The organism is Actinoplanes sp. NPDC048796, assembly GCF_040650035.1.
Classification (GTDB): Bacteria; Actinomycetota; Actinomycetes; order Mycobacteriales; family Micromonosporaceae; genus Actinoplanes.
Genome location: NZ_JBEZGO010000003.1, coordinates 307,632 through 327,453 on the forward strand (window position 1 = coordinate 307,632; position 19,822 = coordinate 327,453).

Annotated in this window: 19 protein-coding genes, 1 pseudogene and 1 riboswitch; of the genes and pseudogenes, 10 read left to right on the plus strand and 10 right to left on the minus strand. The window is 70.9% G+C overall.

Annotated features, from left to right (window positions below):
* Positions 1–163: 163 nt before the first annotated feature.
* Positions 164–1,447 (minus strand): threonine synthase, encoded by a 1,284-nt coding sequence (thrC, locus tag AB0C26_RS15225; protein WP_360247080.1) that lies wholly within the window; start codon positions 1,445–1,447, stop codon positions 164–166.
* 11 nt (positions 1,448–1,458) lie between these two features.
* Positions 1,459–1,591, minus strand: a riboswitch (SAM riboswitch).
* Between the two features lie 76 nt (positions 1,592–1,667).
* Positions 1,668–2,255, minus strand: coding sequence for a TetR/AcrR family transcriptional regulator (locus AB0C26_RS15230; RefSeq protein WP_360247082.1), 588 nt, complete (start codon positions 2,253–2,255; stop codon positions 1,668–1,670).
* A gap of 99 nt (positions 2,256–2,354) precedes the next feature.
* Here AB0C26_RS15230 and AB0C26_RS15235 point away from each other — a divergent pair, with 99 nt between their 5' ends.
* On the plus strand, positions 2,355–3,110 hold the full coding sequence (locus tag AB0C26_RS15235) for an SDR family oxidoreductase (protein ID WP_360247084.1): 756 nt from the start codon (positions 2,355–2,357) through the stop codon (positions 3,108–3,110).
* Positions 3,111–3,147: 37 nt separating this feature from the next.
* On the opposite strand, the gene AB0C26_RS15240 is transcribed toward AB0C26_RS15235, so the two are convergent.
* Positions 3,148–3,795, minus strand: coding sequence for a GNAT family N-acetyltransferase (locus AB0C26_RS15240; protein ID WP_360247086.1), 648 nt, complete (start codon positions 3,793–3,795; stop codon positions 3,148–3,150).
* A 30-nt stretch (positions 3,796–3,825) separates the two neighbouring features.
* The gene (locus AB0C26_RS15245) at positions 3,826–4,209 is read right to left on the minus strand and encodes a Uma2 family endonuclease (protein ID WP_360247088.1); all 384 of its coding nucleotides are present in this window, start codon (positions 4,207–4,209) and stop codon (positions 3,826–3,828) included.
* Positions 4,210–4,553: 344 nt separating this feature from the next.
* Here AB0C26_RS15245 and AB0C26_RS15250 point away from each other — a divergent pair, with 344 nt between their 5' ends.
* The 3 genes and pseudogenes from AB0C26_RS15250 to AB0C26_RS15260 form a co-directional block, all read left to right on the plus strand.
* Positions 4,554–5,531, plus strand: a complete 978-nt coding sequence (locus tag AB0C26_RS15250; RefSeq protein WP_360247090.1) for an ATP-binding cassette domain-containing protein — start codon at positions 4,554–4,556, stop codon at positions 5,529–5,531.
* Complete coding sequence (locus tag AB0C26_RS15255; protein ID WP_360247092.1) at positions 5,528–6,538, plus strand: ABC transporter permease subunit; 1,011 nt, start codon at positions 5,528–5,530, stop codon at positions 6,536–6,538. Before AB0C26_RS15250 ends, AB0C26_RS15255 begins: the two co-directional genes overlap by 4 nt.
* A 71-nt stretch (positions 6,539–6,609) precedes the next feature.
* Positions 6,610–6,840: pseudogene (locus AB0C26_RS15260) on the plus strand (DUF3263 domain-containing protein); the annotation flags it as partial.
* 3 nt (positions 6,841–6,843) lie between these two features.
* Here AB0C26_RS15260 and AB0C26_RS15265 read toward each other — a convergent pair.
* Positions 6,844–9,045, minus strand: coding sequence for an AAA family ATPase (locus AB0C26_RS15265; protein WP_360247094.1), 2,202 nt, complete (start codon positions 9,043–9,045; stop codon positions 6,844–6,846).
* 77 nt (positions 9,046–9,122) lie between these two features.
* On the opposite strand from AB0C26_RS15265, the gene AB0C26_RS15270 reads away from it, so the two are divergent.
* Positions 9,123–11,852 (plus strand): alpha/beta fold hydrolase, encoded by a 2,730-nt coding sequence (locus AB0C26_RS15270; RefSeq protein ID WP_360247096.1) that lies wholly within the window; start codon positions 9,123–9,125, stop codon positions 11,850–11,852.
* Positions 11,849–12,712 carry an ABC transporter permease subunit gene (locus AB0C26_RS15275; protein ID WP_360247098.1) on the plus strand — a complete coding sequence of 288 codons (864 nt, stop codon included), beginning with the start codon at positions 11,849–11,851 and terminating at the stop codon, positions 12,710–12,712. Before AB0C26_RS15270 ends, AB0C26_RS15275 begins: the two co-directional genes overlap by 4 nt.
* On the opposite strand, the gene AB0C26_RS15280 is transcribed toward AB0C26_RS15275, so the two are convergent.
* From AB0C26_RS15280 to AB0C26_RS15290, 3 genes are read right to left on the minus strand one after another with little or no spacing between them, the layout of a single operon-like run.
* Entirely contained in the window at positions 12,702–13,082 is a 381-nt protein-coding gene (locus AB0C26_RS15280) for a contact-dependent growth inhibition system immunity protein (protein ID WP_360247100.1), read from the minus strand. The two genes, AB0C26_RS15275 and AB0C26_RS15280, sit on opposite strands and share 11 nt — an antisense overlap.
* A gap of 9 nt (positions 13,083–13,091) precedes the next feature.
* Positions 13,092–14,258, minus strand: coding sequence for a putative T7SS-secreted protein (locus AB0C26_RS15285; RefSeq protein WP_360247102.1), 1,167 nt, complete (start codon positions 14,256–14,258; stop codon positions 13,092–13,094).
* The gene (locus AB0C26_RS15290; RefSeq protein ID WP_360247104.1) at positions 14,251–14,568 is read right to left on the minus strand and encodes a hypothetical protein; all 318 of its coding nucleotides are present in this window, start codon (positions 14,566–14,568) and stop codon (positions 14,251–14,253) included. The genes AB0C26_RS15285 and AB0C26_RS15290 overlap by 8 nt, the downstream gene beginning before the upstream one ends.
* A 190-nt stretch (positions 14,569–14,758) precedes the next feature.
* Here AB0C26_RS15290 and AB0C26_RS15295 point away from each other — a divergent pair, with 190 nt between their 5' ends.
* Positions 14,759–15,244: a glutathione peroxidase gene (locus AB0C26_RS15295; protein WP_360247106.1), complete on the plus strand. Its 486-nt coding sequence runs from the start codon at positions 14,759–14,761 to the stop codon at positions 15,242–15,244.
* Here AB0C26_RS15295 and AB0C26_RS15300 read toward each other — a convergent pair.
* Positions 15,241–16,026, minus strand: a complete 786-nt coding sequence (locus AB0C26_RS15300; RefSeq protein WP_360247108.1) for a DeoR/GlpR family DNA-binding transcription regulator — start codon at positions 16,024–16,026, stop codon at positions 15,241–15,243. The genes AB0C26_RS15295 and AB0C26_RS15300 overlap by 4 nt on opposite strands.
* Positions 16,027–16,219: 193 nt before the next feature.
* Here AB0C26_RS15300 and AB0C26_RS15305 point away from each other — a divergent pair, with 193 nt between their 5' ends.
* From AB0C26_RS15305 to nagA, 3 genes are read left to right on the plus strand one after another with little or no spacing between them, the layout of a single operon-like run.
* Positions 16,220–17,134 (plus strand): sugar isomerase, encoded by a 915-nt coding sequence (locus tag AB0C26_RS15305; protein ID WP_360247110.1) that lies wholly within the window; start codon positions 16,220–16,222, stop codon positions 17,132–17,134.
* On the plus strand, positions 17,131–18,051 hold the full coding sequence (locus AB0C26_RS15310; protein WP_360247112.1) for an ROK family protein: 921 nt from the start codon (positions 17,131–17,133) through the stop codon (positions 18,049–18,051). Before AB0C26_RS15305 ends, AB0C26_RS15310 begins: the two co-directional genes overlap by 4 nt.
* Positions 18,048–19,136: an N-acetylglucosamine-6-phosphate deacetylase gene (nagA, locus tag AB0C26_RS15315; RefSeq protein ID WP_360247114.1), complete on the plus strand. Its 1,089-nt coding sequence runs from the start codon at positions 18,048–18,050 to the stop codon at positions 19,134–19,136. The genes AB0C26_RS15310 and nagA overlap by 4 nt, the downstream gene beginning before the upstream one ends.
* Here nagA and AB0C26_RS15320 read toward each other — a convergent pair.
* The gene (locus tag AB0C26_RS15320) at positions 19,095–19,814 is read right to left on the minus strand and encodes a phosphatase PAP2 family protein (RefSeq protein WP_360247116.1); all 720 of its coding nucleotides are present in this window, start codon (positions 19,812–19,814) and stop codon (positions 19,095–19,097) included. The two genes, nagA and AB0C26_RS15320, sit on opposite strands and share 42 nt — an antisense overlap.
* Positions 19,815–19,822: the final 8 nt, after the last annotated feature.

Consider the following 19,822-nt stretch of genomic DNA (forward strand, 5'->3'; position numbering starts at 1 on the left):
TGGGTCGTTGGGTCCCTCGAGAGATTGTCACCAAGCTCGAGGTGAGGGACCGCGTACGGCGTCGCGCCCTCCCGCAGAGAGCATCCTGCCGACCCGGAGATCGGTTCGCAAGTCCTCGCGGGATGGAATTCTCACTTGCTGGCAGATTGCCGACTACAGAGTGTTATCCGAGCAGGCCGGCCTCGCGCGCGCCCTTCAGCGACGGCTTGATCGTGTGAGTCGGGCCGACCTGGCCGGCGACCGCGTCGAGGGTCTTGAGTCCCTCGCCCGTGTTGTAGACGACGGTCTCCTTCTCGGGGTCGAGCTTTCCGCTCTCCACAAGCTTCTTGAGTACGGCCACAGTGGTGCCGCCGGCGGTCTCGGCGAAGATGCCGGTCGTCTCGGCCAGCAGCCGGATGCCGGCGCGGATCTCCTCGTCGTCGGCGTAGTCCATCCAACCGCCGGTGCGCTTGACGGCCTCGATCGCGTACGCCCCGGCCGCCGGGTCGCCGATGTTCAGCGACTTCGCGATGCCGGTCGGCTTCACCGGGACGATCTCGTCGGTGCCCTTCTGCAGCGCCGTGGCGATCGGGTTGCAGCCGGCCGACTGGGCGCCGAAGACCGTCCAGCCGCCCTCGGGCGCCTCGGCCAGGCCGATCTCGACCAGCTCGCTGAACGCCTTGTCGACCTTGGTCAGCAGCTCGCCCGAGGCCATCGGGATGACCACCTGAGCCGGGATGCGCCAGCCGAGCTGCTCGGCCACCTCGTACCCCAGGGTCTTGGAACCCTCGGCGTAGAACGGGCGCACGTTGACGTTGACGAAGGCGGTGTCCTCGAACTCGTCGGTCTCCACGAGCTCGCCGCAGAGCCGGTTCACGTCGTCGTACGAGCCCTCGATGGCCACCAGCTCGCCGCCGTACACAGCGGTCGTGATGATCTTTCCCTGCTCGAGGTCGTGCGGGATGAAGACGATGCTGGGGGCGCCGGCCCGGGCCGCGTGCGCGGCCACCGAGTTGGCCAGGTTGCCGGTGGAGGCGCAGGCGAAGCGGGTGAAGCCGAGCCCGCGGGCCGCGGTGAGCGCCACCGAGACGACCCGGTCCTTGAACGAGTGGGTCGGGTTGGCCGAGTCGTCCTTGACGTACAGGGGCGCCCGCAGGCCGACCGCGGCGGCCAGGGCCGGGGCGCTGACCAGCGGCGTCAGCCCGGGGTCGAGGGTCACCCGGGTGGCCGGGTCCTGCCCGGCGGGCAGCAGCGCCGCGTAGCGCCAGATGTTCTGCGGGCCCGACTCGATGTCGGCCCGGGTCACCCGCGCGAGGGCCGCCTGGTCGTAGGCGACCTCGAGCGGGCCGAAACACTCGTAACAGGCGTGCTGCGCGACCAGCGGGTATTCCGCACCGCAGGCACGGCAGACGAGACCCTTGGCGGGCGAAGTGGTGGTAGCGCTGGGTGCACTGACGGTAGACGTCATCGAGGCCTTCCCTCTCATCTTTCCCCGCGGCGACCTGCCGGCGAGGACGGAATTAGCACCTGCCGCGCTCGGCCTCGTCATCGAGACTGCGTGGTGGTTGCCGGGGCTTCATCGGGCCGTTCCCTCTGCCCCTCTGGATGAGGTATTCAGTTGTTTCCCACACCTTACGACGAAATCCCGGTAAGACGCTCGCGGGTTCCCGAGGTGTGAGCCACACCCTTCAGCGGTAGCGGGCGATCATCGTACGGACGGCCTCGGTGACCGCCTTGTCGTTGGCGGCGGCGCCCGGCGCCCAGTCGGTGAGCAGCAGCGACGGCCAGAAGACGAAGTTCGAGATCATGCCGAGGAACTGGGTCGCGGCCATCTCGGGGTCCTCGAGTTTCGCGTCGGACAGGTACCGCCGTACCGACTCGAAGTAGGGCATCTTCCCCCGGCTGAACTGGGCCTCGCCCAGCTCCGGGAAGCGCGGCAGCTCGGCGATGACGATCCGGAAGAGCGCGGTCATGCCCGGCCGCGTCAGCAGCTCGACGTAGCGGCGGCCGATCGCCGTCAGCCCCGCTTCCAGATCGTCCACCGGCGGCTCGGGACCGTCCGCGTCCTCGACCTGCCACGACTCGGTGACGATGGCGTCGAAGAGCGCGGCCTTGGTCGGGAACTGCTTGAACAGCGTGGCCTTGGAGACCCCGGCCGCGTCGGCGATCTTCGCGAGCGACGTCCCGTCGTAGCCGGACGCGAGAAACAGGCCGGTCGCCGCGTCCAGGATCGCCGCGCGCTTCTGCTCGGCGACGCGCTGGTGGTACGTGCTCATGCCCTCAGTATGACCAACAGCGAGGTGAGTCACTTGACTCACCTAGGCTCCGAATGGTGAGGTGAGTCGGTCAGCTCACCTCCGAACGAAGGACGCACCATGCGCTTCACCGATCACACCGTCCTGATCACCGGTGGCACCGGCGGGATGGGCGAGAGTCACGTCCGCGCCTTCCACGCCGAGGGCGCCGACGTCGTCATCGGCAGCACGGCCACCGGCCTGGCCCGGGCCACCGAGCTCGCCGAGGAGCTGGGGGCCTTCCCGGTACGCCTCGACGTCACCAGCGAGGACGACTGGACGACCGCCGTGGCCGCCGCCGAGAAGGCGTACGGGAAAGTCTCGATCCTGGTCAACAACGCCGGAGCGCAGAACCCGGCGACACCGATCGAGGCCACCGGCCGGGACCTCTGGGACCGCACCTTCGCGGTGAACGTGACCGGCCAGTTCCTCGGCATCAAGGCGGTCACCCCCGCGATGCGCCGGGCGGGCGGCGGCGCGATCGTCAACATCGGCTCGACCATGGCGTACGGCGGCACGTCCCGCTACGCCTCCTACGTGGCCGCCAAGTGGGCCCTGCGCGGCCTGACCCGCAGCGCCGCCCTCGAACTGGGCCGCGACAACATCCGGGTCAACGCCCTGCACCCCGGCGTGATCGCCACCAAGCTGATCACCGAGCCGGCCGAGCCCGGCGGCCGCCCGATCGCCGACTTCTACGACCCTTCGCCGTACGCCGTACCCCGCCTCGGCGAACCCGCCGACATCACCGCCACCCTGCTTCACCTGGCCGGCTCGCCCTTCACCACCGGCACCGACGTGGTCGTCGACGGTGGTCTCCTGCTCGGCCCGGCCCTCTGAGCTCACGTGACGAAGGCGGTCGAGATCCGCGACCTGGTCAGTCGCTGAGACCCAGCATCGCCCGGCAGGCCGGCACCCCGTCGACGACGACCGGGGGCCGCGCCTGCCCACTCCAGCCCTCCCGGGTCAGCCGCAGCCGGTCGGAGACGAGTGCCTCGCCGTCCCGCGCGTCCACCGAGATCCCGTCCGGCCGATAGCCGAGCTTGCGCGACACCCGCTGCGACGCGTGGTTGTCCTGGAACACCTCGGTCAGCGCCGCCGTGGCGCCGAGATGGTCGAACGCCAGCGCCAGCAGCCCGGCCCGGGCCTCGGTCCCGTAGCCCCGCCCCTGATGCGCGAGCCCCAGCCACGACCAGGTCTTGACCTCCCGCACCACCGCGAAGTCCCGCGCCCGGAGCCCGACCAGCCCGATCGGCTCCCCATCCCGGAACACCCCGAACCCGAGCTCCCAGTCGTCGGGCCGCCACGAGGCCAGCGCCGCCCAGTGCCCGCGCAGAACCGCCCGCGCCCGCTCCTCGGCGCTCCCTTCGGTCCACGGCGTCAGAAACGGCCGCTCCCCGTCCCGGTGCACCCCGGCACCCGCCAGCCGCGCCAGCTTCCCCAGCTCGTCCTCATCGGGAAGCCGCAACTCGACCCGCGCCCCGACAACCCGCAGCCCGAACGGCGGCCAAAGATCGGCATTCATCCCGTGATCCTGGCCGTCCACCCACAGCCCTCAGATGGCCGGGGTCGTACTCAGAAGCCAGGCCATCGGCTGGGCACCCTCGGGCTCCAGCATGTATTCGCCGGCGCCACCGTCGAGACGATGGCGATGAACGGTCGTGACGCCGTCGCGCTCGACGATCCAGTAGTGCGGAATCCCGGCCTTGGCATATTCGATCTTCTTGATCACCCGGTCGACCACCTCGGAGCCCCGGGACACCACCTCGATGGCGAGCAGCAGGCCCACGATGCCGGCATAGCTCGACCGAGCCGGACGCGGCGGCTGGTCCTTCGCCCACACAGTCAGGTCGGGCACCCGCCCGCCACCGACGTCGATGCCGCAGTCCGTCACCACCTGATCCGGGCCGTAACCGTTGGTCAGGAACCAGGCGAACATCCTCGAGACCAACAGCGCGTGTTCGGGGTCGGCGGGGGCACGACGGACAACACTCCCTCAGGGCTGAGTTCGTAACGATGGTTCTCGTCGGCCGCCGCCATCACCGCAAGGTCATCCAACGTCACCTGCGCCGGCATCCCAGCACCCACGGCCTCGGCGCTCATCATGCCTCCCTCAGCAGTGCGCGTGTTTCATCCGCGTACCCCACCAACGTACCGGCAGAGGGGTTTGAAGGGGGTGGTCTCCACCCGGAGTGGTTCGGGTGGCTGCGGACGGTCACTGGAATGGCGGGATTGGCGTGAGAAGGGCTCGGGATATTGACGGGAGTGCCTAAAGTCTCGCGGGTGACTGCCGTATTGGAGATTGCCGGGCTGCAGAAGACCTATCGCAGCCGCAAAGGGACGCGGAAGGCGCTCGACGGGTTCGACATGGTTGTCGAGGCGGGTCAGGTGCATGGCTTTCTCGGGCCCAACGGGTCGGGGAAGACCACCACGTTGCGGACGCTGCTGGGGCTGATCAAACCCAATGGCGGCCGCATGGCCATTCTCGGCAAGGAGGTTCCGCGGCATCTGCCGGAGACGGCCGGGCAGGTCGGGGCGATTGTGGAGAGCCCGCAGTTCTTCGGCAATTTCAGCGCGTCCGACACGCTGTCGCTGCTGGCCGACGCCGGCAATGTGCGACGGCAGCGGGTGACCGAGGTGCTGGAGCTGGTCGGGCTGCGTGACCGGGGCAAGGATCGGGTCAAGACCTATTCGCTCGGTATGAAGCAGCGCCTCGCGGTGGCTTCCGCTCTGCTCAAGGAGCCGAAGCTGCTGATTCTGGACGAGCCGGCGAACGGTCTCGACCCGGGCGGTATCCGGGAGATGCGGTCGCTGATGCGCACCCTGGCCGAGTCCGGCATGACCGTCGTGTTGTCCAGCCACATCCTCGGTGAGATCCAGCTGATCTGCGACGAGGTCACCATCATCTCGGCCGGGCGGCGGGTGGCCGCCGGCTCGGTCGCCTCCGTGCTGGCCAGCCACACCAGTTCGTCGGTCAAGGTCCGGCTGGAGCCGGGCGTGGACCTGCGGGCCGCGGTCGAGGTGCTACGGGCGAACGGCGCCCAGGTCACCGTCGAAACCGACCACTTCACCGTCGGCAACGCCGGCAACCCGGCGCAGATCACCCGGATCCTGGCCGAGCGGCAGATCTACGTCAGCGAGCTGACCCCGGTCTCGGCCGACCTGGAGAGCGTCTTCCTCGAGTTGACCGGCACCGCGCCGGTCGAGGGGCAGAACCGCCAGGTCGATCAGACCGCGAGCGTCGGAGGGTGGGGACAGTGAGCCTCTACAAGGCGGAGACCCGGCGGCTGTTCAAGCGCCGATTCACCAAGCTTTTCCTGATCGGCGCGGTGGCCGTGCTGGCCGCCGTCGCCATCGGCATCTTCTTCTCCAACCAGAAGGTCGGCCCCACCCAGATCGCCGCGGCCAAGGCGGAGGCCCAGGCCCAGTTCGAGCGGGACAGCCAGCAGGCAGTGAAGGACAAGGCGTCCTGTGAGGCGGCCAAAGGCACCCCGCAGGCGAACCAGTGGCCGCCGGACTGCGAGCAGCTCGCCCCGGCGAGCCAGGAGAACTACAACTACGAGTGGTACATGCCGCCGACGTTCATCCTGCGGGAGAGCTTCCCGGACATGGCGACCACGCTGGCGGCGCTGCTGGCGCTGGCCGCCTTCATCGTCGGCGCGTCGTTCGTGGGTGCCGAGTGGAGCAGCGGCGGCATGATGAATCTGCTGCTGTGGCGGCCTCAGCGGCTGAAGGTACTGGGCACGAAATTGCTCACTCTGCTGGCGAGTTTCACCGTCATCACGGTGGTGTTGTCGGCGATCTGGACGGGCGTCTTCTATCTGATCGCCGAGCTTCGGGGCAACACCGACAGCATGACCTCGGGCGTCTGGCAGTCCTTCGCGCTCATGGAGTTGCGCGGCCTGATTCTCGTGCTGGTCGCGGGGACTGTCGGTTTCGGCCTGGCCTCGCTCGGGCGGCACACCGCGATGGCGCTGGGCGTGACCATCGGCGCCGTGATCGTGTTCCAGTTCGGACTGGGCGTGGTGCTGGAGCTGGCCAAGGTGAAGTTCGTTCAGGCGTACCTGATCCCGGCCTGGATCACCGCCTGGATGAACAAGGAGGTCACGATCGAGGACTACAACTCCTGTGACTTCTCCTCGGTCAACGGTTGCCAGCCGGCTCAGCTGACGCTGACGTGGCCGATGGCGGCCGCCCTGCTGGGTGGCGTCTTCGTCGTTGTTACCGGCGCCGCAATGTGGACGATGCGTAGTCGAGACATCACATGATGTAAGAGCTTATGCTGACGACCATGTCCGACGAGCAGCCGCCCATTCCGGCGCCCCGCGAGCCGGACAAGTCTGAATTATCCGACCGGGACCGCGAGATCCTGTCCTTCGAGGCCCGCTGGTGGAAACACGCGGGCGCGAAGGAACAGGCCATCCGGGACACGTTCGAGCTCTCCTCGACGCGCTACTACCAGCTGCTGAACGCGCTGCTGGACAACCCGGCGGCCCTCGAGCACGATCCCGTGCTGGTGGGCCGCCTGCGGCGTCTCCGATCGACGCGCGCGCGGACGCGCCGCCGATAAAAATCAGGGCTGGTGCGTTTCCGCGTACGCCTCGAGCCACGCCACCTGAGTCGGATCAAGTGACGCCCGTACGCGCCGGCGCGCGCTCGCCACGTTGCCGGCCGTGACAGTGGTCGCCTCCAGCGAGTCCCGCATCGCGGCCAGCGCCGCCTCGCGGATCAGCGCCGCGCAGTCGGCCGCCGAGAAGCCCTCCAGCTCGGCCCCGAGGACCTTGAGATCGACCGCCTCGTCCAACGGCACCGCCTTGGCCGAGGCCTGAAGGATCGCGGCCCGCGCGTCGGCGTCCGGCGGCGGCACGTAGATCAGGCGCTCGAGCCGCCCCGGCCGCAGCAGCGCCGGGTCGATCAGGTCGGGCCGGTTGGTCGCCCCGATCACCACCACGTTGCGCAGATCCTCCACGCCGTCGAGCTCGGTCAGCAGGGCCGCCACCACCCGGTCGGCCGTGCCCCCGTCGGTCGCCTGCCCGCGGGTCGGCGCCAGCGCGTCGACCTCGTCCAGGAAGACCAGCGTGGGCGCCGCCTCCCGGGCCCGGCGGAACAGCTCCCGGACCGCCCGCTCGCTGTCGCCGACCCACTTGCTCAGCAGCTCGGCGCCCTTGACCGACAGCACGTTGGCCTTGCCGGTGCCGGCGATCGCCTTGACCAGGTACGTCTTTCCGCAACCGGGCGGGCCGTAGAGCAGGACACCGCGCGGGGGCGAGACGCCGAGCCGGGCGAACGTGTCCGGGTAGGTCAGCGGCCACAGCACCGACTCGGTGAGCACCTGCTTGACGTCGGCCAGGTCGCCCACGTCGTCGAGGGTCACGGCGGCCACCTCGAGCGTCGAGTCGGCCATCGAGGTGGGCCGGACGACGTCGAGCGCGGCCTCGAAGTCGGCCATGGTCACGGTCGGCGACTCGGCGTCCTTCTGCCGCAGGGCGGCCCGGACCCCGGCCTCGCGGGCCAGCGCGCCCAGGTCGGCGGCGACGAAGCCCGGCGTGCGCCCGGAGATCTCGTCGAGGCGTACGTCCTCGGCCAGCGGCACGCCGCGGGTGAGCACGGCCAGCTGCTCGCGGCGCAGCGCCTGGTCGGGCAGGGGCACTGCCAGCTGGACGGCGAGCAGGTCGGGCGCGCGCAGCGACGGGTCGACCGACTCGGGCCGGCTCGTGGTGCACACCACGGCCGCACCGGACCGAACGACCTCTTCGAGGATCTGGCGGAAGACAGTGGCGATCGGCTTGGGCTCGTCGCGCGGGGCGAGCGCCTCCACGTCCGAGAACAAGAGGACGGCCGGCCCGCCGGAGCGAGCATCGCGCGCCAGCTCGCGCAACCTGCCCGCGGCCGAGTCGGCGGCCAGCGCGGCCAGCTCCGGCGCCCACGTGGGGAGCACACGGGCGCCGACCTGCGCCGCCACGGCCCGTACCAGCGCGGATTTTCCTGATCCGGCCGGACCCGAGATCAGCACGCCCAGCGACACCTTGGTGTTGAGCCGGGCCAGCACCTCGCCGTGGTGGAAGCCGAGGTCGAGCAGTTCCTCGAGCTCCTTGGCCTGCGCCCGCAGGCCGGGCAGGTCGTCGATGCTCGGCGGCGGCACGTCCGGATCGGTCGAGGCGGGCGCCTGCGGCCGCGCGGCCGGGCCGGGCACCGGCGACGACGACTGGCCGTCCTGCCAGCCGACCACCGAGTCCATGGTGACCACGGCGGCCTCGGCCCCCTCGACCGCGACCACGGTCAGCAGTGCCGTCGTCCACTGGTATCCGAGCCGGTTGCGCAGGTTCCGGCCGATGTCCTGAACCGGCATGCGCTGGCCCTCGCGCAGCGGCACGTCCTGCGGGTAGAGGGACACGTTGTCGCCCTCGCTGAGCACCTTGCCCAGCAGGGCCAGGCGCAGGATCTCGGGCGAGACCAGCGCGACCACGTCGGCCGGTCCGGCCAGCGTGACCCGCCGCGCGGCCACCGCCGGCAGCTTGGCCAAGGTGACCCGGGCGCCGTCGCGGATGCCGAGGTTGCCCAGGGTGAGGTCGTCGGCGTAGAGGAACTCGCGGCTCGCGGACGCCTCGGCCTTGGCGGCCAGCGCCGCGGTCGTGCGGCCGCCGGTCAGCCGTACCGGATCACCGGGGTTGATCGTCAGGGCCGTCATGACCGCCGGGTGCAGGCGGACCACACCGCGGCGGTTGTCGAGACCGGCCAGCCGAAGGGTCGCCGTCAGCGTGAGTTCTTCGTCCACCGGGCCAACGCTATCGTCCGCCGGCTCCTGAGAGGTTTCACAGCCGCCGCTCAGACCCGGCCGGATAGCGTTTCGGCATGTCTTGGTCATCACGGCTGCCCCGGCTCACCCGTAGCCGCGTCATCGCCGGCGCTGTGGTCCTCGTGCTCGTCGCGGGGCTGGTCGGGTGGGCCGCCCGGCCGGAAAGCAAGAGCTGGACCGTGAAGGACCAGATGATCACCGTGCCGACCGGGCCCGGCGGCGCGGCGACAGTCGCCCTCGACACCCGGCTCTACCTGCCCGAAGACCACGACGACAAGGTCCCGGCGGTGCTGCTCGCGCACGGCTTCGGCGGCACCAAGGATTCGGTCAGCGACGACGCCGAGTCCCTGGCCGACCGGGGCTACGCCGTGCTGACCTGGACCGCGCAGGGGTTCGGCCGCAGCGGGGGCCAGATCCACCTGGACAGCCCCGACTACGAGGTGCGCGACGCCCAGGGCCTGCTCGACTGGCTCGCCCAGCGTCCCGAGATCCGGACCGACGCCACCGGCGACCCGCGCGTCGGGGTGGTCGGCGGCTCGTACGGCGGCGCCCTGGCCTTGATGCTCGCGGCCCAGGACTCACGGGTCGACGCGATCGTCCCGTCGATCACCTGGAACGACCTGAACAACGTCTTCCTGCAGCAGTCCGCGGCCACCGAGACCACCGGCGTCTTCAAGAAGGGCTGGGCCGGCGTCTTCTTCGGCAACGGCGGTTCCGACGCACCCTCCGGTGCGCTCGCCAATCCCGCCTGCGGACGCTTCGCCGCCGACATCTGCGCCGCCTATCTGCAGGTCGCCACCACGGGCGTACCCGATCAAAAAACTTCGGATCTTCTTCGCAGGTCGAGCCCGGCGCCGGTCCTGAACAAGATCAAGGCGCCCACGCTGCTGGTGCAGGGCGAGGTCGACACGCTCTTCCCGCTCTCCGAGGCCGACGCGAACGCCAAGGGCATCGCCGCCGCCGGCACCCCGGTGCGGGTCGCCTGGTTCACCGGCGGCCACGACGGCGGGGCCGGCCCGCAGACCGACCAGGGCAGGGTGAAGTTCCTGACCGTGCAGTGGCTCGACCACTACGTGAAGGGCGAGGGCGACAAGCCGTCCGACAGCTTCACGTACTCGCGGGTGGCCGGCTTCAGCGCGCTCGACCGGGGCCTGGTGACCAACGGGTACTCCACCGGCACGTACCCCGGACTCGGCGGAACCGGAACCACCCAGATCTCCCTCGAAGGATCGGCGCAGCCGATCGCCAACCCGCCGAACGGCAACCCGGGCGCCCTGTCGTCCCTGCCCGGCACCGGCGGCCGGCTCAGCACGCTGCTGGCCGGCGTGGCCGCCGACATCCCCGGCCAGTTCGCCGCCTTCAACTCCGGCCCGCTGGCCGAGGCGGTCGACGTGGCGGGCTCGCCGACCGTGCGGCTGCGGGCCGCCTCGCCGACCGGTGAGGCCACCCTGTTCGTCAAGCTCTACGACGTCGACCAGCAGGGCGCCGAGACGCTGAGCGCCGGCCTGATCGCCCCGGTCCGGCTCACCGGCCTGCCGTCGTCGATCTCCGCGGCCCAACCGGTCACGGTCACCCTGCCCGCGATCGTCCGCCAGATCGACCAGGGTCATTCCGTACGGGTCGTGGTCGCCACCACCGACCAGGCGTTCCTCTCGCCCACCGCACCCGCCACGTACACCGTCGCGGTCGAACCGGCGCTCACCCTGCCGACCGTCGTCGGCGAGCCGATCGCCAACCCGCAGACCGTGTGGCGCTACGTGCTGGCCGGGCTCCTGCTGGCCATCGCCCTCGGCCTCGCGGTGGTCCTTCTCGTACGCCGCCGCCGGCTTCGCCGGCAGCACATCCCCACTCTTTCGCAATTCGCCGACACGCCGCTGGTCGTGAAGGGCTTGCGCAAGGCGTACGGGGACGGGTTCGTGGCCGTGGAGGAGATCAGCTTCACGGTCGAGCGCGGTCAGGTCGTCGGCCTGCTCGGCCCCAACGGCGCCGGCAAGACCACCACGCTGCGCGTGCTCATGGGCCTGACCATGCCGACCGCCGGCGAGGCCCTGGTCTTCGGCCACCGGCTCGTCCCCGGCTCGCCGGTGCTGTCCCGGGTCGGCGCGCTCGTCGAAGGCCCCGGCTTCATGCCGCACATGACCGGCTGGGAGAACCTGCAGGCGTACTGGAAAGCCACCGGCCGCCCGGTCGAGGACGCGCACTTCGACGAGGCCCTGGCCATCGCCGGCCTGGGCGACTCGGTGCACCGGCGCACCCGCAAGTACAGCCACGGCATGCGCCAGCGGCTCGCCATCGCCCAGGCCATGCTCGGCCTGCCCGAACTGCTGGTACTCGACGAACCCACCGACGGCCTCGACCCGCCGCAGATCGCCGAGATGCGCCGCGTCCTGAAGCGCTACGCCACCGACGGCCGGGCGGTGCTGGTCTCCAGCCACCTGCTGGCCGAGGTGGAACAGACCTGCACGCACGCCGTGGTGGTCAACAAGGGCCGGATCGTCGCCGCCGGCCCCGTCGAGGACATCGTCGGCGAGTCCCCCTCGGTGCAGATCGAGGTCTCCGACGTGCCCGCGGCGTCCCGGGTCCTCAGCGACCTGGGCGTGCGCTCGGTGACCCCCGACGGCCCCAGCGGCCTGATCGTGGACGTGAACGGCACCCCGCGCTCCGAGGTGATCGCCTCGCTGGTGCGGGCCGGGGTGGACGTGGACCGTGTGGTGCCGCGCCGGCGCCTCGAGGACGCTTTCCTGGCCCTGGTCGGGGAGAGCTCGGCAGGAAGTGGAGACCGATGAGCGTCACTAGTGCCGGCGCGACCGGCTACCGGCCGTCCCGCACCCTGCCCATCTGGGCCGAGGTGCGCCGGCAGGCGTCCCGCCGGCGTACCCAGGGCGCCCTGGGCTTCATGGTCCTGCTGCCGCTGATCGTCCTGGTGGCGTTCGCCGTCGGCGGCAACGGCGACGACGACTCCGAGGGCAGCGCCTTCGGCAGCCTGGTCGACCTGGCCACCTCCGGCGGCCTCAACTTCGCCCTGTTCTGCCTGGCCGTGTCGGCGGGCTTCCTGCTGGTGGTGGTGGTCGCCCTGTTCTGCGGCGACCCGGTGGCCAGCGAGGCCGGTTGGGGCAGCCTCAGATACCTGCTGGCCATCCCCGTCCCGAGGGCCCGCCTGCTGGCGGTGAAGCTGATCGTCGCCCTGCTGTACTCGCTGGCGGCCCTGCTGACCCTGACCGCGACGGCCCTGATCGCCGGCACGATCCGCTACGGCTGGCACCCCCTGGGCAGCTCGGTGGCGGCCGAGATCCCACCCGGCCCCGGCCTGCTCCGCATCCTGGGCGTGGCGGGCTACCTGGCCGTCTCGATGCTGATCGTGGCCGGCATAGCCTTCCTGCTGACCGTCCTGACCGACGCCCCACTGGCCGCGGTCGGCGGCGCGGTGATGCTCTGGATCCTGTCCAGCATCCTCGACCAGATCACCGCCCTGGGCGGCATCCGCAACATCCTGCCCACCCACTACAGCGACGCCTGGATGGGCCTGCTCTCCACCCCCGCCCAGGTGGACGACCTGGTCAAGGGCGCCATCAGCGCCGTCTGCTACGCCACGGTGTGCTGGTCCTTGGCGTTCTGGCGCTTCACCCGCAAGGACGTCACTTCCTGAACGCCGCGATGTCTCCCCGCAGCTCCTCGTCGAGCTCCTCGAGCTCCGCGACGTCGATCACGGCCCGCAGCCGCGCCGCCTGGTCGGCGTGCCCCTGCCAGTAGGCGTGCGGCACCCGCACCACAGCGGCCAGCAGGTCACCCGGATAGAAATCACCTTCGGCGAGGGGGTCACGCTCCAACTCGTCCAGCGCCAGCGGAAGAAGAATCTCGAGCCCTTCCTTCTGCCCGATGAGCACACGCAGCCCTTCGACCCCCAGCGCCCCGACCGGCCGCCGGCGCAGCGCGTAGACGGTTGCCACCAGCCGGGAGGCGTCCGCCGGCGGCTCGCCCCACGCCTTCCCCTCGATCTCTTCCAGCGACTGCTGCACGTCTGTCTCCTAGATACGGGGTACGAACTGCTCCGAATGATCGAGCAGGCGGCTGGCCTCGGACAACTCGCCCTGATAGGCGGCGCGTTCCGCCTCGGTCGTCCGGGAGTCGCCGAGCAACCGTTTGAGCTGATCGATCCGGCGCGTGAGCCCACGCTGAGCGTTGCGCACCTCATCCACGTGGTCCCACGGCTGGCCGGACGGCTTCCGGGCGACGACCTCGCCGTTCAGCTCGCGCCGGGCCGCGTCCAGATCCCGGTCCGTCAGGTGTTCCTTCATCCGGTCGGTCTTGGTCGGCACCGACCGCGACGGCTGACTGCCGCTCATCGGCGAGACCGCGTCCTCGCCGGCGGCGTGCTGCATGAGGGAGGTCGTGGCGGCCCCGGTGATGGCCACCCCGGTCGTGATGCCGGCGGCCGACACGACGTTCAGCGGCACCCCGGCGACCGCACCCACGCCGGTCACGTCGAGCGCGACTCCCAGCCCCTCACCACCCGCGCTGACCGCGGTCAGCAGGAGCCCACCGGCCAGGGCGGCGGTCTCGCCCGGATGCTGGATCATCGCGTTGCCGAACGACGCGAGTCCGTTGACGACGTCCGCGCCCACATCGAGCGCGAAGTCGCCCACCGCGTCGAGCCAACTCGATTCCTCCGGCGCCGCGTCGGCCTCCGCGTCGAGGAACCGGGCCGCGGCGTCACCGTCCTGGGCGACCTGGTCACGTGCGTTCCGCAGGGTGTCCCGCGCCGCCTGCCGCCCGGCCTCCCCGCCGTCCACGAAGGGCGCGACGACCTGGCCCGGCACGGCCTGCGCGACCTGCTGGTCGTACGCCTGCCGGGCGCGCGCCGACGCGGCCTCGCCCTCGTCCCACAGCCTGATCGCCTCGGCCGCCTGGCCCTGCGCCCACCGCAGAGTGCCCGCGTAGACGTTCAGGCCGTCGGCGGCGGTGGCGAGCGAGTTGGAAGCCTCGTACCACTTGTTGGGCTCGTAACTGAACTTCTCCCGGAACGCGTCGCCGGCTTCACCCGTCCAGGCGCCGGTGTCGATGTCGACCAGGCCGTCGCCGGCCTTCTCCGCGTTGGCCGCTCTGTCCCGCAGCGCCCGCACGTTGCTCTCCACCGCGGCCGGATCACCCGGCACCAGCGCCAGCGGGTCGTGGGTCTGGCCGAGCTCAGTCATCGACGACCCCCTTGGCCGGGTCGGTGGTCAGGCGCCCGGCCGAGGCGGCATCCGCCGACCGGTAGGCCCGCGCCGCCTCGTCCAGGATCTTCCCGATCGCCTCGGCGTCGTCCACGAGAATGTCGAGGCCTTCGTTCCACCGGTCGCAGAAGTTCTCCATCGCCCGGTGCAGCCTCGCGTGCCCGTAGGCACCGGCCGCCCGGTCCAGATCTTCCAGAGCGGAGTCACGCTGGTCGGCCACGCTCTGCCTGATGCCCGCCGAGGCCGTTTCCAGGACCTCGATCTCCACGTGGAACCCGGCACCGTCCATGGTTGTTCGCCTGCCTTCACCCCGTATCGGCGATCCGTCGAACGTCGCTCCCGCGAGGCTGGAACCCCTAGGCAATATCGACGTTGATCAACTTCTGGTGATGAACGAGCGAGGGATCGCGGCGCCGGGCGGCGCGCTGGGAGAGACTTGCTGGCGGAGGCAATGAGAAGCGATGTCGGAGGCTGTTTTCATGACTGCGATTCAAGAGATTCCGGTGCGGACGATCGACGGGGAGACCACGTCGCTCGGGGCGTATGACGGGCAGGTTCTGCTTGTGGTCAATGTGGCCTCGAAGTGTGGGCTCACGCCTCAGTACGACGGGCTGGAGAAGCTGCACGAGCGGTTTCGGGACAGCGGCTTCAGTGTGCTCGGTTTTCCGGCCAACGACTTCGCGGGGCAGGAGCCGGGGACCGATGAGGAGATCGCCGAGTTCTGCCGGAGCACCTTCGACGTGCAGTTCCCGATGTTCTCGAAGATCACGGTGAAGGGCGCGGGGCAGCACCCGCTGTACCAGGCGCTGACCGCGGCCCGCAAGCACGACGACGGCAGCACCGATGTGCAGTGGAACTTCGAGAAGTTCCTGATTTCGCGTACGGGTGAGGTCGTCGGCCGCTTCTCGCCGCAGGTCACCCCGGAGGACGAGGCACTGGTCGCCGCCGTACAGAAGCAGCTCTAAGCGCAGACGACCTGGACCCCGGCGTCCTCGAGCGCGGCCACCACGCCGGCCGGGGCGCCGGAGTCGGTGACCAGGGTTTCGACCTTGCTGATCGGGCAGATGCGGGCGAAGGCGTGGCCACCCAGCTTGGACGAGTCGGCGATCACCACCACGCGTTTGGCCCGCGCCACCATCAGGCTGTTCATGGCCGCCTCGCCCTCGTGGTGGGCCGCCGCGCCCAGCTCCACGTCCAGCGCGTCCACGCCGAGCAGCACGATGTCCAGCGTCACTTCCTTCAGCAGCGCGCCGCCCAGCGGCCCGACCAGCTCGAAGGACTGGGGGCGGACCACGCCGCCGGCCACCACGATCTTCATGCGGGAGCGGACCAGCAGCTCGTTGGCGATGTTCAGGGCGTTCGTCACCACGGTGAGCTGGGCGCCCTCGCCGCCGGCGTTCAGGTCCGGCCGTACGGCCAGGGCCCGCGCCACCTCGGTCATCGTGGTGCCGCCGTTGAGGCCGACGACCGTTCCGGGGGTGACGAGCCGGGCCGCGGCCTCGCCGATGCGCTGTTTCTCGGCCGAGTGTTTGGCGCTCTTGTAGCGCAGCGGCAGGTCGTACGAGACGCCGTTGGCGACAGCGCCGCCGCGGGTCCGGGTGATCATCTGCTGTTGGGCGAGCTGGTCGAAGTCGCGCCGGATGGTGGCCTGGGAGACGTCCAGGCGCTCAGCCGCGTCCTCCACGCTGACCCGGCCGCTCTCGGCGAGTAACTCGAGCAGGGCATTCCACCGCGCGTACCGGTCCACCGAGACTCCCCGATGAGCGTTCCATGATAAGAGTGTGCACATTAGTGAGCGAAAGCCCGGGAAGCAAACCTCGGCGCTGCGCACTCGGCGAAACGATGCTTGCGTCTCCGGCGGCCCTCTGCGCAGAATGGCGCTCGAAAGTGCCTAAAACCGAGCGCATATGCGCAGCGACGCACGGTGTGAAGGGTGTCCCATGAGCTACGTCAAGGTGGAGATCGCGAGCCAGCCCGAGTGCTGGCGCAAGGCCGCCGAGCTGGCCGACTCCCCGGGCCTGCCCGCCCACGGCGAACGGGTCGCCGTCGTCGGGTGCGGCACGTCGTGGTTCATGGCCAAGGCGTACGCGTCGTTGCGCGAACGGGCCGGCCACGGCGAGACCGACGCCTTCCAAGCCTCCGAGTTCCCGCACGGCCGCACCTACGACCGGATTGTCGCGATCACCCGCTCGGGCACCACCACCGAGGTGCTGGATCTGATCAAGCGGGAGAGCAACACGACGGTGATCACGGCCGTCGGGAGCGAAAAAGCGGCGCGGGAAGCCGACCACGCCATCGTGCTCGACTTCGCCGACGAGCGGTCGGTCGTGCAGACCCGCTTCGCCACCAGCGCCCTGGCCCTGTTGCGGTCCCACCTCGGCGAGGACATGGACCCGGTCGCGGCCGACGCCGAGGTCGCCATCCGCCTGCCGCTGCCGGTGCACCCCGCCCTGGCCGAGCAGATCACCTTCCTGGGCCGGGGCTGGACCGTGGGCCTGGCCGAGGAGGCCGCCCTGAAGTGCCGGGAGGCCGCCGGCTACTGGGCCGAGGCGTACCCGGCCATGGACTACCGGCACGGCCCGATCGCGATCGCCGCCCCGCGCCGCGTCGTCTGGGCCTTCGGCGACATCCCGGCCGGGCTGGCCGACGACGTGGAGGCCACCGGCGCCTCGTTCGTGCACAGCCGGCACCACGGCGGTTACGCCGCCCTGGGCAGCTGGTGCGGCGGCCGGGCCCCGCTCGACCCGATGGCCGACCTGGTCGTGGCCCAGCGCGTCGCCGTGCTGCTCGCCACCAGCCAGGGCCTCGACCCCGACCACCCCCGCAACCTCACCCGCTCCGTGATCCTGGGATGACGAACGTCGTCGTCGCCCTCGACGTGGGCGGCACGGGCATGAAGTGCGCCCTGGTCGGCACGGACGGCACGGTTCACCACTCCGAGCGCCACCCCACGCTGGCCGAGCGCGGCCCCGAGGCCGTCCTCGACAACATCGCCGGCATCGCCGACGGGCTGGCCGCCACCGCCCGCGGCAAGGATCTGACGCCCATCGCCACCGGCATCGCCGTGCCCGGCGTCGTCGACGAGAAGAACGGCATCGCCGTCTGGTCGTCGAACATCGGCTTCCGCGACGTCCCGGTGCGTGACCGGCTGGAGAAGCGGCTCGGCCTTCCGGCCGCGCTCGGTCATGACGTACGCGTCGGCGGTATCGCCGAGGCCCGGCAGGGCGCCGGCCGCGGCCGCGGCCACGTGCTCTTCGTGGCCATCGGCACCGGCATCGCGGCCGCCCTGGTCGTCGACGGCGCCGGCTATCCGGGCGCGCACGGCGCGGCCGGCGAGCTCGGCCACATAGTGGTCCGCCCCGGCGGCAACGCCTGCGGCTGCGGTCAGACCGGCTGCCTGGAGGCGCACACCTCGGCCAAGGCGGTCGGCCGCCGCTACGCGGAGCTGTCCGGCGAGCCCGGCGCGACCGCCTTCGACGTGGTCAGCCGGCTGGGTACCGACGAGCTGGCCCGTACGGTCTGGCTCGAAGCCGTCGACGTGCTGGCCGACGGCCTGGTCATCGCCCAGGCCCTGTACGACGTCGACGTGCTGGTGCTCGGCGGCGGCCTGGCCGAGGCGGGCGAGGCGCTGCTCGGCCCGCTGCGCGAGGCGTTCGCCGCCCGGATCACCTTCCACCGGGCCCCCGAGATCGTGCGCGCGGACCTCGGCGACGAGGCCGGCTGCCTCGGCGCGGCCCTGCTCGCCCTCGACCACCTTCAGGAGACACAGTGACCCGCATCGGCGGCCGCATCGTCCGTCCCGGCGCCGTCGTCGAGGGTTACGTCGAGGTCGACGGCCCGACGATCCTCGAGGTCACCGCCGGCAACAGCGCGGGCGACGACGTCATCGTGCCCGGCTTCGTCGACATCCACTGCCACGGCGGCGGCGGCCACACCTTCACCACCGGCGACGCCGAGTCGGCCCGGGCCGCGGCCGCCTTCCACCTCGGCCACGGCACCACGACCATGCTGGCCAGCCTGGTCAGCTCCCCGTTCGAGCTGATGCGCGACGCCACGGCGGCCTACCTGCCGTTGATCGAGGCCGGCGTCCTCGCGGGCGTGCACTACGAGGGCCCGTACCTGTCCCAGGTCCGCTGCGGCGCCCAGAACCCGGACCACCTGCGCGACCCCTCGATCGACGAACTGCAAGAGCTGATCAAGACCGAGGCCGTACGCCTGGTGACGATCGCCCCCGAGCTTCCGGGCGCCCTGGAGGCGATCGCCTTCCTGCGCGAGAAGGGGGTGGCCGCCGCGGTCGGGCACACCGACGCCACGTACGAGCAGACCCTGGCCGGTGTCGCGGCCGGCGCGACCGTCGGCACCCACCTGTTCAACGGCATGCGCCCGCCGCACCACCGCGAACCCGGCCCGGTGATCGGGCTCCTCGCCTCGCCGGTGGTGAGCGAGCTGATCGCCGACAACATCCACCTGCACCCGGGCATGCTGGCCTTCGCGGCCCGGACCGCCGGCCCGGACAAGGCGGCGCTGATCACCGACGCGATCGACGCCACCGGCATGGCCGACGGCTCCTACGACCTGGGCGGCCAGCAGGTGATCGTGGCCGACGGCGTGGCCCGTCTGGCCCGCAACGACTCGATCGCCGGCAGCACCCTGACCATGGACGTGGCCCTGCGCAACACGGTCGCGGCCGGCATCTCCCTGCCCGACGCCGTCGCCATGGCCAGCACCACCCCGGCCCGGGTCCTCGGCCTCGCCGATCAGACCGGCGCGCTGGAGGCCGGCCTGAGCGCCGACCTCGTCGTACTGAATCCGGACTTAACGGTTAAGCGCGTCATGCGGCGCGGGGTGTGGGTCTAACGGCCGCTCCCAGCCCCCGAGCCGCGGCAGGGGAAGCGCGTCCCAGCGCACACGAGAGATCAGCCGCGCCAGCACCAGCCCGAGCAGCAGCCCGGCCACCGAGTCGGTCAGCCAATGGAAGCCTGTGTACACGGTCGTGCAGAAGACGATCGCCACCGGCACGACCCGGATCAGGATGGTCTCGCGCGACGACAGCGGCCGCCGGAGCAGCGCCGCGATCAGGAAGGCCAGCACCGCGTACCAGACGAGCGAGTTGCCCAGGTGCCCCGAGGGGTAGCTCATTGCCTCGGCCCCGGACGCGTACGGATTGTGCATGACCGTCTTGTCCGGCCCGTCGAAACGCGGCGCCGCGCGGTCGGCCCAGATCTTCAGGGGCCCGATGGTGACGTACGTCAGCAGGAAAGCCGCCACGAAAGGCAGCACCGCGCGCACCGACCGGGTCCGCCACGTGAGCACGCCGGTCAGGATCAGCGCGACCGGCATCAGCACCTGGCCGCCCTGCCCGAAGTAGTTCAGCACCCGGGCCGTCCAGTAGACCGGATCGGGCTGATGCGCGAACGCCCAATCGGCCACCCGCTGGTCGAGCGTCAGCAGGTGGCCGTTGATCAGGGCGACGGTGAGCGCGACGAACGCCGCGAGGAACGCGACGTCGGGCCACCAGCTCTTCGGTTTACGCACGCCCTCAA